This window comes from Vibrio sp. VB16 (assembly GCF_015594925.2).
Classification (GTDB): Bacteria; Pseudomonadota; Gammaproteobacteria; order Enterobacterales; family Vibrionaceae; genus Vibrio.
The window spans coordinates 1,049,137-1,063,364 of record NZ_CP087591.1 but is presented as its reverse complement, the minus strand read 5'-3'; the positions used below and the strand labels follow the sequence as shown (position 1 = coordinate 1,063,364).

The following is a 14,228-nucleotide window of genomic DNA, read 5'->3' as shown; positions in this document are numbered from 1 at the left end:
CTCACTTACAGGTTTAGGTCTACGCGGTAATAAATAACGACGTCATCCGCGTGTAAACGACTCGGACTTTGAATGGGGAATCCCACCGAAAACGAACTGGCATAATGAGTACCGCGCGCCATCAAAGAGACACTGGCCCCCATAATTGAGCCTTTTTCTAGCGTATCCAATTTATCTTTTTTTATGCCGCCAGTATCCAACGCCAACTGACTGCTCACCTTACCAATCACTGGCCACTGACCCAGTTGATAAGTCAAGTCGTTGCGCCAGTAATACCCTTCGTCACCCGAAATCGAACGACCTTTGAAGCCACGTACCGAGTATTCACCGCCAACGCTCAGGCGTTCACTTCCGTACAAGGTGTCATTGCTCCATTGAGCAAAGAGTGTGCTGCTGGCATTTAAATCCGACATAATGGGGTAGCTGTAGCTGGTCGTGAGCGTGCCTTTATAAAACTGTGCTTCGGATGCCGCACTCGACTTACCTGAATCCTCTTTCCCACCAAACCAATCGGTTCCGAGCACTAACCTTGGTGAAACCGTAAAAAAACCACCGCCTAACCTTGTACTGTGACTCAGCGATAGCGACGCTGAACTGACGTTGCGAGAGCCGGCGCTGAGTAGGTTACCTAATATGTAGTTTTTTTCTCGGCGATGATGCACCCCCCATTTCGTTGAGGACTTACTGACACTGTCTCGATGAAACAGCCAATTCACATCGACGTCAACGCTGTTGGTTCGGCCACTGGAATTAAAGCTAAAATTGTTGTTAGTAAACGTTGTAAAATAATTGCTGTAGGACGTCCGTATGCCCACATTCCAATAACCGCGAGGAACATCTAAGGCAAGATAGGCACTCTCGGAATCTTTGTCTGAGACAAACTGACTGCTTTTGTTTAACGACACCGTCCATTTATCTAACGCATCAAAGACGTTTTCTATCCCGCCGTTAATGCCCGCTTGCTCTTCACCTGTGGATTCTTGGCCGCCGTTATTTATCCCTATCCCGACGTAGCCGAATGAGCCAGCATTGGTTTGAATATCCACAATCGACATCCCTTTAGCGCGGCCGGGCAGTAACTTAATTTGCGCGTTGTAACGTGAAAGGCGGTTTATTTGGTCAAGCCCCTGCTCAATATCTCGTAGGTTAAGTATGGGGTGATTGCGCTGAGGAAAGGCGTTGTTTAAAAACCCTTGAGGCTCACCGTTAAAGAGCACCTTTTCTAATCGCCCTTCTATTATCTCAATGGTGAGCACGCCAGAAGAAAGGTCTTGAGGGACGAGAAAGGCTCGAGAGGTCACATAACCGGCCTCAACGTAGGCATTGGTAATGAGCCGCAGATATTCGTTGATTTCGTTAATGCCTAAACAAGCCGGAACAAAGTCCGTAATGGCAAGCAGTGTGGACGCCTCCATTTGGCTGTTACCGACAAAAGACACCTGCTTGATATCAAAGCATTGCGCTGAAGTTTGTATAGGCGGCGCAAGAATAGGCTGTATAGGGACCAATGAATCAAGCGCTTTCTTGTTTCGTTCGATTTGTTCTAGACGCTCGGCTTGCTCGCGCTCAATATCTTGATTCACTAACGGGGCACCAACGCAATACGTTGAATTTTGAGCTATTAAAGCAACTATAAGCAATGACGTAAACTTACAGCCAAAAATAGAGGAACCATTATCTAATTTAGTGCTCATTGGCGATAACTCCTCATTTTCATTGACTTAATTGATGGAAAAACATGCCCCACACCATATGATTATGGAATTAATATCACAATATAATGACGACAAATTAACCAATGAATTTTTAAAAGTAGATTAGGAACTACATCATGGGCTTTTAAATATATTATTGATACTTGCATAAATAACGACATGGCTAAAAATGACGCCCATTTACTACGTTACATCTACAGGTGAACAGTGCAATATCAGAACTGGGCAATAACCATAAATCTTATGCCTATAGAACATCGCAGAAATTTGAGCTATACAGAAAAAAGAAAGAGGGGTGATAACTTTACAAGAGGGATACAACGTCAATAATAACAACATCATAATAAACACACAGCAACACGAAAGAGCCCGCTAATTCAGCGGGCTCTTTACCATTTAGTGCGTGTCTAACTCGGCATGAGGTGCAATGGAACCTTGTGGCCGCGTTGCCAGCTCTTCATATAGCTGCCACTTGCGTTTCGCAACATGCTGCGCCGTTGCAGTAATTTCTGCTGCGGCTTCTGGATTACTCCTGCGTAATGTTTGGAAACGTTCCTCGTTGTAACGATACTCCTCTAGTGGAATGGTCGGCCTTAATGTATCAAGCGAGAATGGATTCTCACCAGCATCACGAAGGGATGGGTTATAGCGGAATAGTGGCCAGTGACCAGATTTCACCGCTAATTGCTGCTGCTTTAGGCCATCTTCCATATTGATACCATGAGCAATACAGTGGCTGTAGGCAATGATGATAGACGGGCCTTTATAAGCTTCGGCTTCGCGCATGGCCAACAACACCTGCTGAGGGTCGGCTCCTAAAGCAACCCTTGCGACATACACGTTATTGTAGGATATGGCTTGCATGGCAACATCTTTCTTGGTGGCTTGCTTACCTGCACTCGCAAATTTGGCCACGGCGCCTAAAGGCGTTGACTTCGACATCTGTCCACCTGTATTGGAGTACACCTCTGTATCCATCACCAAGACATTAACGTCTGCACCACTAGCAAGTACATGGTCCAACCCACTTGAACCTATATCGTATGCCCAGCCGTCACCACCAACAATCCAAATAGAGCGACGGATCAACTGGTCTGCAACAGACATGAGATTTAACGCAGATTCTGTCGTTACCGTATCTAGCTCAGTTTTTAAGGTATTCACCCGTTTAATCTGAGCCTGAATATCGGTTTCTGTCAGCTGTTCTGCGTTCAACAGCTGATCAACCAACAAGGGATCAAGATGTTCACGATTATCCATCAACAACTGTTCTGCCATTTCGTGTTGCTTAACCGCCGCTAAACGGAAACCAAAACCAAATTCTGCATTGTCTTCAAACAGTGAGTTTGACCAAGCAGGGCCACGTCCATCTGTGTTTTTCGACCATGGTGTCGTGGGTAAATTACCACCAAAGATTGAAGAACACCCCGTTGCATTCGCGACCATTAATCGATCACCAAACAACTGAGAGACCATCTTGAGATAAGGGGTTTCACCACACCCTGAACACGCACCAGAAAACTCAAACAGGGGTTGTAGGTACTGAACACCACGCACATTCGAGAAATCAATTCGAGCTCTATCGTTGTAGGATAGCGTTTCAAAGAAGTCTAGATTCTTCTTCTCTTGCTCCATATATGGGGCTTTCAATTCCATATTGATCGCTTTACGTTCTGGTTGTCCTTCTGACGCTTCTTGGATCACCATAGGACACGCATCAACACATAGGCTGCATCCTGTACAATCTTCTGCGTAAACCTGCAACGTATAGCGAGTATCAGGAAAACCACGCGCGGTAATACCAGCAGACTTGTAGCCTTCCGGAGCCTCATCCAATTTTGATTTATCATAGAACTTGGCGCGAATCGCGGCGTGGGGGCAAACAACACTGCAATTACCACATTGAATGCACGCTTCATTTTCCCATACCGGTATTTTCTGAGCTATGTTTCGTTTTTCCCACTGAGTGGTTCCAGAAGGATAAGTTCCATCCACGGGCAGCATTGAAACAGGGATCAAATCCCCCTTACCTGCCATCATTTGCGCGGTAACTTGTCGAACAAATTCTGGCGCATTGTCAGATACCACCGGTTTAATCTGTTCACTGGCCGTTACTTTTTCTGGAAGGTCTACTTGATACAGATGGGCAAGTGTGTGATCAACCGCTGCAAAGTTTTTCTTAACCACTTCTGGGCCTTTGCGGGTATAGGTTTTTTTGATTGCTTTCTTAATCTTGTCAATCGCCAGTTCTTTTTCAAGCACACCGGACAAAGCAAAGAAGCAGGTCTGCATAATGGTGTTAATGCGATTACCCATTCCGGTATCACGAGCGACTTTGTACGCATCAATGACATGCAACTGCATGTTGCGACTGATCAGTTGCTCCTGCATACGCACAGGTAAACTATCCCATGCGGTTTGCGCCGATTCCGTTGTGTTAAGTAAGAAAATGGCGTTGTCCGCTGCTTTCGCAAGCATGTCTGTACTTTCAACAAAGGTAGACTGATGACAGGCCACAAAGTTAGCCGATTGAATTAAATACGGGCTGTTTATTGGATGATGCCCAAACCTCAAGTGAGATTCAGTTTGTGAACCCGATTTTTTTGAGTCATAAACAAAATACCCTTGTGCAAAATAATGTGGGTCTTCACCAATAATTTTAATCGTATTTTTGTTTGCCCCCACGGTTCCGTCGGCACCCAACCCATAAAACATGGCACGCACAACATCGTTTGATTCAATATCAAAGCGGTTATCTACATCCAAGTGTGAGTGACTGACGTCGTCAATGATACCCACGGTAAAATGGTGTTTGGGTTTCTCTAATGCTGAGTTATCGAACACAGATTTAACCATGGCAGGGGTAAATTCTTTGCTCGATAAGCCATAACGCCCAGCGACCAATCGAGGCATTTTTTCGAAATGCTCTTGATTATCCACCAATGCCGTCAATATATCTTGATACAATGGGTCAGCATTCGCTCCTGGTTCTTTGGTTCTGTCTAGAATGGTGAGTTTGGTTGTCGTTTGCGGTAACGCTTCCAACAAATGCTTGGCAGACAGTGGGCGGTACAATCGGACTTGCAATACCCCTATTTTTCTACCCTGCGCTACGAGATAATCGACGGTTTCCTTAATCGTTTCAACACCCGACCCCATCGCGATGACGACGTGCTCTGCATCGGGAGCACCAAAGAACTCCATCAACTTATAGTGGCGGCCGGTAAGCTCACCCAGTTTTTCCATGCACGATTCTACGATCCCTGGTGTTTTTTCATAATAAGGGTTCACCGTTTCTCGTGCTTGAAAATAAACGTCTGGATTTTGTGCGGTGCCACGAATGAAAGGTGAATCAGGACTCAACCCTCTATTACGGTGGGCTCGTACTAATTCATCGGAGATCATGGCGCGAATGTCTTTATCCGCGATGAGGTTTATCTTGTTCACCTCATGCGAGGTTCTAAAACCATCAAAAAAATGGATAAAGGGAATTCGCGCATCAAGCGTTGCGGCATGGGCAACAAGCGCCATATCATGGGCTTCCTGTACGGAAGAAGAAGCGAGCAACGCAAATCCCGTTCCTCGCGCCGCCATGACATCTTGATGGTCACCAAATATAGACAAGCCCTGTGCGGCCAGTGATCGTGCGGCCACATGAAACACAGCCGAGGTCAGTTCTCCGGCTATCTTATACATATTGGGCAGCATCAACATGAGCCCTTGAGACGCGGTGAAGGTCGTGGTCAAGGCCCCACTTTGTAAAGCGCCGTGCACGGTACCCGCGGCTCCCCCTTCGCTTTGCATTTCTGCTATAAGAGGAATATTTCCCCAGATATTTCGTTGGTCTTCAGAAGCCCACTGGTCGGCTAATTCGGCCATCGTAGATGAAGGCGTGATCGGATATATCGCGCACACTTCACTGACACGATAAGCAATATGCGCCGCGGCTTCGTTTCCGTCGCAGGTATGCATAACGGGGTTATTTTTCTCTATCATGATCAGCTCCTATTCCATTTCCGCCGCGACCATTTCGATCGCATGACTAGGACATTGCGAATAACACGCTTCGCATCCGGTACACTTGTTGTAATCCACTTTATAACCCTTGCCTTTTCCAAGGTGGGTTATCGCGCCATACGGACAAGCACCTAAGCAACCATTACATTCAAAACAATTGCCACATGAGTAACAGCGCTGAGCCTCGAACAACGCCTCTTTTTCTGTCAATCCACCCACCACTTCGTCAAAAGAGGTGGCGCGTTTACTCACAGAAATTGCGGGTTGCTCACTCTGCTCTGCATCGGTTTTGTACCACAAATGCAGCTTGTCAAACTGAACAAGAGGCTGCTTGGAAACCTTGCTGAACAATCGTTTATTGAGAAAGGCATCGATATGAGAAGCGGCTTTTTTACCATGTCCAACAGCAATCGTTACGGTACGATCACAAGGAACCATGTCACCCCCAGCAAACAACCCGTGGTACCCCGTCATCATCTGGTCGTTAACCTCTAGGCTGCCATCCCATTTATGCTCAACGCCTGGAATATTTTCGGTCAGTTCTGTATCGATATTTTGACCCAACGCCAAGATGAGAGAGTCTATTTCTACCGTTTCAAATTGACCCGTTGGATGCGGGCGACCATTTTCGTCAATCGACGTTTTTTCTAGCGTAAATGCGGTGCCGTCGATCCGGTTGATTGTACGTTGCCAATTAAAGCGCACACCTTCATCCATTGCTTCAACACATTCGAAATCATGTGCTGGCATATGTTCCCGGTCACGACGATAGATAACCGTGACATCGGCACCCATTCGACGAGCCGTGCGGGCGGCGTCCATTGCCGTATTACCACCACCATATACAGCGACACGTTGACCCAGTTTTGGCGCCGTATTCATTTCGATCGCTCGAAGATAAGACACGGCATCAATCACCTTGTCTGGATAGTCATTAGGGATATCCACTCCACGACCAACATGGGCACCAATGGCAAGAAAAACAGCATCAAATCGGCCTTTGACTTTCTCTGCTAGTAAATCTTCGACCTTATGATTAAGCACAATTTTAATGCCCATCGCTTCAATACGGGCAATCTCATTTTCAAGGATATCTCTTGGTAAACGGTAGGCCGGGATACCAAACTGCATCATGCCACCTGCCATTGGTGCTGCGTCACGGATTTCTACATCATGCCCTTTTCTCTTCAGGTGATAGGCCGTTGCAAGACCACTTGGGCCTGATCCTACGATGAGAACTCGCTTGCCTGTTGGCTCAGCCTTAAATCTGACGGGCCATTTTTTCTCTAGTGCTTGATCACCAAGGAAACGTTCAACAGCGTGGATGCTCACCGCTTGATCTACATTGGTACGGTTGCAAGCGGATTCACAAGGGTGATAACAAACCCGACCATGAATAGCGGGCATCGGGTTGTTTTTGATAAGGGCCTGAAATGCTTCTTCATACTGCTCTGATTGAGCAAGCGATAACCATTCTTGAATATTACTGCCCGTTGGGCAGGCATGATTACAGGGTGGCAGGGAGTTAGAATAGATTGGAAATTTAGTTCGAACTGGCCCAGAGCCTTTTTTCACGGTAAGGTCTGGTGGTAAGGTCATATCCTTAGAACAATTAATCATAGTATTTTACCTTGTTGTCTGGTCGTTGGTAAAATCAAGAGACGTACTGTTGCGGCGTGAATACGTGGTCGTGGAGGTCTATTCTTAGATTTCCCCCTTCAAACACAGTGCCTAGTGATAAGAATTTTTAGGTAACGTTACGTCTCTGTTTTTACTACCAACCTGATCAGGCCGTTGGATCTTTTCATCCTAAAATCCAACGGCCGAATAAATGAATAAGTATCGTGGAAAAAATGAACGACTATACTGATACGCAGGTGCCTGCTCTCTCATCGAGAACTTCTACGCCTTCTTCAAGCGCACCAATGTAGGCTCGCCCACCAAACGTCGCAAAATCGGCGGCGGCTTCTACTTTAGGTCCCATCGAGCCGGCAGGGAACACGTATTGGCTGAGCTGAGTCGGTGTTGCTGTTCGTAATGCACGCTGTTGATCCGTACCCCAGTCAAGATAGACGGCGTCCGCATCCGTTAGAATCAATAATTTGTCAGCGTTAAGTTGTTTTGCCAACAAGGTGGCGGAAAGGTCTTTATCGATAACACCTTCAACTCCTTGATACCCTATTTCGTTTCGACAAACTGGAATGCCGCCACCGCCACAACAGATCACAATTTGACCCGCCGCGAGCAAGGTATCTATCGATTTCTTGTCAATGATGTTAATTGGTTTAGGTGATGGCACAACACGGCGAACATAATCACCGTCACGTTTCATTATCCAGTTATTCGCTTCAGCCAAAATTCCGGCTTCTTCTTCGTTGTAAACAGGGCCAACAAACTTCGTTGGGTCAAGCATACTAGGATCATTGCGATCAACTTCAATACGAGTCAATAGGCTGGTTACTTCCGTATCAGGAAGAAGGTTTTGTAGCTCTTGAGCCAACATATAACCAATCATACCTTCACTTTCCGCGCCCAACACATCAAGAGGGTATGGTGAAACTTTATCGTAAGCTAAATTTTGCAGGGCTATCAGACCAACTTGTGGCCCATTTCCATGGACGATTGCCACTTGGTATTTGTCGGCTATTTCGGCGATCGCTCTGGCAGCAACTTTAATATTAGCCAGTTGGTTGTCAAAACTTGGCGCATCGCCACGACGTAGTAATGCATTGCCGCCAAGGGCCACAACTGCGATGGGTTTCATGTTAACTCCTTAAATTATAATTATGGTCTGAGCCGTTTTCCGCGACATCTTTCGCCTTTTCATTAGGTTTAAGATGTGATTAACGTGAAAACGGTTGTCGGCGAACAAAGCGGCCATTCCCAGCTTCCCCCATAAATTCGCCATTACACGCGACAACCTGCCCATGGCTAATGGTCATTATTGGCCAGCCTAAGCATTGCATGGATTCATACGGGGTGTAGTCTGTGTTGTCGTGTAATAAATCGTGAGTAATCGTTATCTGTTGCTTAGGGTCAAACAGCACCAAATCAGCATCAGAACCTTTTGCCATATTGCCCTTTTGTGGAAACATTCCGAACAATTTCGCTGGCATGTAACTGGTTAATTCTACAAATCTACTTGGACTCATTCGTCCACTCATTACCCCTTCAGAAAAAAGAAGTGGCATCCGGTTTTCGACACCGGGCAACCCATTTGGACAGGTGCTGAAGTTATCTTTTCCACGCTGTTTCTGGTCTAAGTAAGTGAACGAACAGTGGTCAGTTGCAACGGTATCAATACTGCCGTCTATCAGACCCTGCCACAGTTTTTCGCGCTCTTCGACAGGTCGAAGTGGCGGGCTAAGAATAAATTTCAGCGCATCGTCACGCTCGTAACAGCTCTCGTCGAGCAATAAGTATTGCGGACAAGTTTCGGCCCAGACAGGCTGATGGTTTTGGCGGGCAAGCCGCACATAATCGAGCCCTAGCCCGTTGGATAAATGCACAATATACAGCGGTGCATTATCGGCCAGTTTTGCCAAATTTATCATTCTGGCAATCGCTTCTGCTTCGCACTCTAACGGCCGACTTTGCGCATGATATTTAGGGGCTGTTTTCCCCTCGTTCAGAAGCTGATTACGCCTTAACGTTATGGCGGCATCGTTTTCTGGATGCACAGTAGTGAGGGCATTCACTTTGTTTAGTTGTGTCAATGCGCGTAAAACGGACTCATCGTCAAGTTTGTAACCGTAGGTGAGGTAAAGTTTAAAACTAGAAATACCTTCAACCTCAACCATAGAGGCCATTTCAGCCAGTATCTCATCGTTGATATGCTGAATCACACCATGGAAGCTGTAATCAATAACGGCCGTATCTTTGGCATACTCTTTATAAACCGATAATTGATGATGGAGATTACACCCTCTAGGTCCAAATCCCATATGGTCCACCACCATGGTGGTGCCGCCGCAAGCCGCCGCTCGGGTACCGGTATAAAAATCATCACAACTCTTGGCAATGCCGACATCAATATTGAAATGAGTATGAACGTCTATGCCACCCGGCATTACGTATAAGCCGCTTGCATCGATGATGCGTGTTTCCTCAGGGTAGCTTGAGATGGTTTCGCTAATATCCGCAATTTTTCCATCGACAATCAGTACGTCAGCTTTCTTTTCCTCTAAATGGTCGACCACAATTCCTTGACGAATAAGCATAGCCGATGAAGTTCCGTCAGATTGTGTATCTCGTTGTGTGGAAAAAGAACGCTTAAAAACCATATCGCCACCTTGTTAACGTTAAGACGTTGTCATATTCGTGAATATCTTTTCAAAATACCTGCGAGTGTGAGGTACTTTGAAAAGCGTTCGCTATCGTTAATGTATCCATCCCGAGGAGGATATAAGTCCAGTATTAAGGCAGAGCATACTGAAACCCTCGGGATGGAATTCTTTAGTGACGCTGTCTAAACAGCATCAAATTCTATTTTTTCAACTCTTCTAAATACATTTGGGGAATAACCGCATACATTGCTGCGCAAGTAACCAGATGGTCTTTCCAAGTTTTCTCGTTTGGAGCGTGAGCTTCTGGCTCTTTACCCGGACCAAAACCGATGACTGGAATGCCATAACGACCCATGATAGACACACCATTGGTTGAGAAGGTCCACTTATCAACGGTCGGTTTTTTGTCAAACAACAACTCATACGAGGCTTCCAGAGTTTTTGTTGCAACGTGATCTTCATCGATCAACCATGTTGGGAAATAACACTCAGTTGGGTAGACCAGACCGGTATAAGCTGGACGGTTATATTCGTACATTGACACGACCGCTTTGGCTTCTTGTACTGCTGGTAGCGCTCTGATTTCTTCAAGTGCCCCTTCCCATGATTCGCCCCACGTTAAACGTCGGTCAATAGAAACAGCACAGCTGTCTGCTACTGCACAACGACTTGGAGAAGTGAAGAAGATTTCAGAAACAGTTAGAGTACCTTTGCCTAGGAATGGGTCATCTTTCAGCTTGTGAGATAAGCCTTCAAGCTGGCTTAGAATTGGACCCATCTTAAAGATAGCGTTGTCACCACGTTCTGGAGCAGAACCATGGCAGCTTACGCCTGCAACATCGATTCGAATTTCCATACGACCGCGCTGACCGCGATAAATTTGGCAATCTGTTGGTTCAGTGGATACAACGAATTCAGGACGAATGTTGCTTTCTTCGATGATATATTGCCAGCAAAGACCATCACAATCTTCTTCTTGAACCGTACCCGTCACGAGCAATGTGTACTCATCTTCAAGGCCAAGATCTTTGATAATCTTACCCGCATACACCATTGAAGCCATACCGCCTTCCTGATCTGAAGCGCCACGACCGCCGATTATCTCGTCATTTTCCATACCTTCGTACGGGTCGAAATCCCAGTTGTCCATGTTACCAACACCAACGGTATCGATATGTGCATCCATTGCAATTAGGTGAGGGCCATGACCGATCCAACCTAATACGTTACCCATAGGATCAATTTCTACCTTATCGAAACCGACCTTTTCCATCTCTTCTTTAATGCGTAATACGACTTTTTCTTCATCGCAACTTTCACTTGGAATCGCAATCATGTCACGTAGAAACTGACTCATGTCTGCTTTATAGTCTTGAGCTTTTTCCACAACTTTGTGGAATGGGATAGTCATTGTCATTGTAATGCTCCTTGAACCGAACGGTGGTCATCGTGTTCGGCATGATGATTTGCATAGAGAGTTGATGCGCTCTTTTTGATGACGGTTACTGCGCATTAACCTGAATTTTAATTGTTTTTGTTAAAGCGTTGGGTGTTTGCCTTGCCACAGCACTTCACGATAATGCACTGGGTCGGTATCGCCTTCGGTGTTAATAAGAAGCACAATAGAATCTTGGTCTAATCCAAGTTTCTCCATCAACTTCTCACGCTCGGGGTGATAGTAAATAGCCGCTAACATACCTGCGCCAACCGCGCCGGATTCACCTGATACAACTTTAGGGTCACTGCCTAACGGATTTGCTAACACACGCATACCAAGTGCAGCGATGCTGTCCTGACAAGACACAAATTGTGTAGAGCAGTCACGAAGTACTGGCCAGCCTATTGGGTTAGGTTCACCACATGCTAAACCAACCATAATGGTGGCGAGATCGCCTTCTACGTTGACCATTTCACCTTTATCACTAATACCTGAGCGATAAATGCAATCGGCAAGATCCGGTTCGACAATGACCGAATGAAGCTTGTCTGCCCCGTACATGTCACAAAGATAACCAAGCACGCCACCTGCCATCGCACCGACTCCAGCTTGCAAAAATACATGAGTAGGACGTTCAACATTCTGTTGCTTCATTTGATCGACAGCTTCCGCGGCCATTGTGGTGTAACCTTGCATGATCCACGTTGGAATTTCGGTATAGCCTTCCCACGCCGTATCCTGCACGATCTTCCAGTTGTTCTTGTTTGCCGTTTTAATAGCCAAACGAACGGTATCGTCGTAGTTCATATCCGTCACAATACACTCTGCACCCAAAGCACGGATGTTGTTAACTCGCTCATCTGCCGAACCTTTCGGCATATAAACCACTGCATTTTGACCCAGTTTACTTGCTGCCCATGCCACACCACGTCCGTGATTTCCGTCTGTTGCGGTGGCAAAGGTCATTTTTTCCGATATTTCGTTTCTCAATTTGTCGAAATCAAAATTATTAATATCGAGTGAATACTCTGCACAAAGTAAGCGAGCAATTGCGTATGCACCACCTAACATTTTGAATGCACATAAATCAAAACGATACGCTTCGTCTTTGACTAATATTTTACCAAGGCCAATTTCTTTCGCTAGGCAGTCTAGAGAATGCAATGGCGTTGGTTGGTAACCTTCAACTTTTTGATGAAAAGCACGGGCTTTTTCCGCTTCATCAATGGTGAATAGAGGGGATTGCTTACCGTTATAATGGCGATTATCAGCAATCTCCATTTTTAGAGAGAATGTAGACACGACCAGACCTCATTGAATGAATTAAATGGAATGGGCGGGGAATCTATGTGATGCCCCCGCATAAATGGCTAACATTAGCCAGTTGTCTCGTTGTGGGACATCGGGTTATTTGACGCGTTTTTCGGACTCGTCTAACAACTGTTGTAAGATGTCACCTGGGGCTTGGTATTTACGGTTCAAAATCATGGCCGCAATGATATATGGCTTCCAGCTCGCTTCTTTGTATGTGGCAATGCGGTACTTTTCGAATACAGCTTCGTCCACTTCACCTTCTTTACAAGATACGCCAGTGATATCCGCAGGTAGGCAATGCATATAAAGCGCCTCTCCACCCTTGGTTTTTTTCATCATTTCTTCAGTACAATGCCAATCTTTGTGCTTTGCATTCTGAGCCAAACATTCTTGCTCAAGTGCTTTAAGTCCATCATGATCATCGGCACGTAGAAGTTCTGTACGACGGCCCATAACTTGATAAGGCGCCCATGATTTTGGATAGACGATATCGGCATCTTCGAAAGCTTCTTCCATAGAGGCAACCTGAGTAAAGCTACCACCTGATTCTTCAGCGTTCTTACGTGCTTGTTCAACAACTTCGGGAATAAGGTCATAACCTTCTGGATGAGCCAATGTCACATCCATACCAAAGCGGGTCATCAAGCCGATAATCCCTTGTGGTACTGACAATGGTTTGCCATAACTCGGCGAATACGCCCACGTCATCGCGATTTTTTTGCCCTTCAACTGTTCTAGATCGCCGAAATGTTCTTCAAGCCAGGCTAAATCAGCCATTGATTGGGTTGGGTGGTCGACATCGCACTGTAAGTTTACTAATGCTGGGCGATGAGGCAGAACACCTTCTTTCACACCATCATCAAGTGCTTCACCCACTTCGCGCATATAGGCATTACCCGCGCCTAAATACATGTCATCACGGATACCGATAGCATCTGCACAAAATGAAATCATATTCGCTGTTTCACGAACGGTTTCACCATGAGCAATTTGAGATTTACCTTCATCAAGATCTTGCTGAGCGAGGCCCAGCATATTAATAGCCGATGCATAGGAGAAACGAGTACGGGTTGAGTTGTCACGAAACAGTGAAATGCCCAAGCCATTTTTAAAGACGTTGGTAGCAATATTTTCCTGACGCATTGCTTTGATAACTTGCGCCGTTTTTAATACACACTCTAGCTCTTCAGGGCTTTGTTCCCACGTTAATAGGAAATCTTTCTTATGAAGTTCAGAGTCTAGTTCATTGATTTCCTTTATAAGTTCATTAATGCTTTTCATTTTATTCTTCCCAGTAATTAAAAATTATTATGTCGTTTGCGGCTGGAATTTTCGGTTGGATAAAGTCCATTAAATAAACAGACACTGATTCCTTTATTCCAATATCTATGCCAATAACGTAAGTAACTGGTAAAATAATCTGATAAAGCTTACTACTCCTTTAAATACAATAAGTTA

Annotated in this window: 8 protein-coding genes; all 8 read right to left on the bottom strand. The window is 45.6% G+C overall.

Annotation, left to right across the window (positions count from 1 at the left end; all coding sequences use genetic code 11):
- Nucleotides 1-5 precede the first annotated feature (5 nt).
- Complete coding sequence (locus tag IUZ65_RS21185) at nucleotides 6-1,694, bottom strand: ShlB/FhaC/HecB family hemolysin secretion/activation protein (RefSeq protein WP_195706003.1); 1,689 nt, start codon at nucleotides 1,692-1,694, stop codon at nucleotides 6-8.
- A 417-nt stretch (nucleotides 1,695-2,111) separates the two neighbouring features.
- Nucleotides 2,112-5,711, bottom strand: coding sequence for a pyruvate:ferredoxin (flavodoxin) oxidoreductase (gene nifJ, locus IUZ65_RS21180; RefSeq protein ID WP_195706002.1), 3,600 nt, complete (start codon nucleotides 5,709-5,711; stop codon nucleotides 2,112-2,114).
- Between the two features lie 9 nt (nucleotides 5,712-5,720).
- Complete coding sequence (locus IUZ65_RS21175) at nucleotides 5,721-7,352, bottom strand: NAD(P)-binding protein (protein ID WP_195706001.1); 1,632 nt, start codon at nucleotides 7,350-7,352, stop codon at nucleotides 5,721-5,723.
- A 241-nt stretch (nucleotides 7,353-7,593) separates the two neighbouring features.
- Complete coding sequence (arcC, locus tag IUZ65_RS21170; RefSeq protein ID WP_195706000.1) at nucleotides 7,594-8,496, bottom strand: carbamate kinase; 903 nt, start codon at nucleotides 8,494-8,496, stop codon at nucleotides 7,594-7,596.
- A 79-nt stretch (nucleotides 8,497-8,575) separates the two neighbouring features.
- Nucleotides 8,576-10,015 carry a dihydropyrimidinase gene (gene hydA, locus IUZ65_RS21165; protein ID WP_195705999.1) on the bottom strand — a complete coding sequence of 480 codons (1,440 nt, stop codon included), beginning with the start codon at nucleotides 10,013-10,015 and terminating at the stop codon, nucleotides 8,576-8,578.
- A gap of 202 nt (nucleotides 10,016-10,217) precedes the next feature.
- Nucleotides 10,218-11,435, bottom strand: coding sequence for a YgeY family selenium metabolism-linked hydrolase (locus IUZ65_RS21160; RefSeq protein WP_195705998.1), 1,218 nt, complete (start codon nucleotides 11,433-11,435; stop codon nucleotides 10,218-10,220).
- 120 nt (nucleotides 11,436-11,555) lie between these two features.
- Nucleotides 11,556-12,737, bottom strand: coding sequence for a diaminopropionate ammonia-lyase (gene dpaL / locus IUZ65_RS21155; protein WP_229638336.1), 1,182 nt, complete (start codon nucleotides 12,735-12,737; stop codon nucleotides 11,556-11,558).
- A gap of 126 nt (nucleotides 12,738-12,863) precedes the next feature.
- Entirely contained in the window at nucleotides 12,864-14,051 is a 1,188-nt protein-coding gene (gene ygeW / locus IUZ65_RS21150; protein ID WP_195705996.1) for a knotted carbamoyltransferase YgeW, read from the bottom strand.
- Between the last annotated feature and the right edge of the window lie 177 nt (nucleotides 14,052-14,228).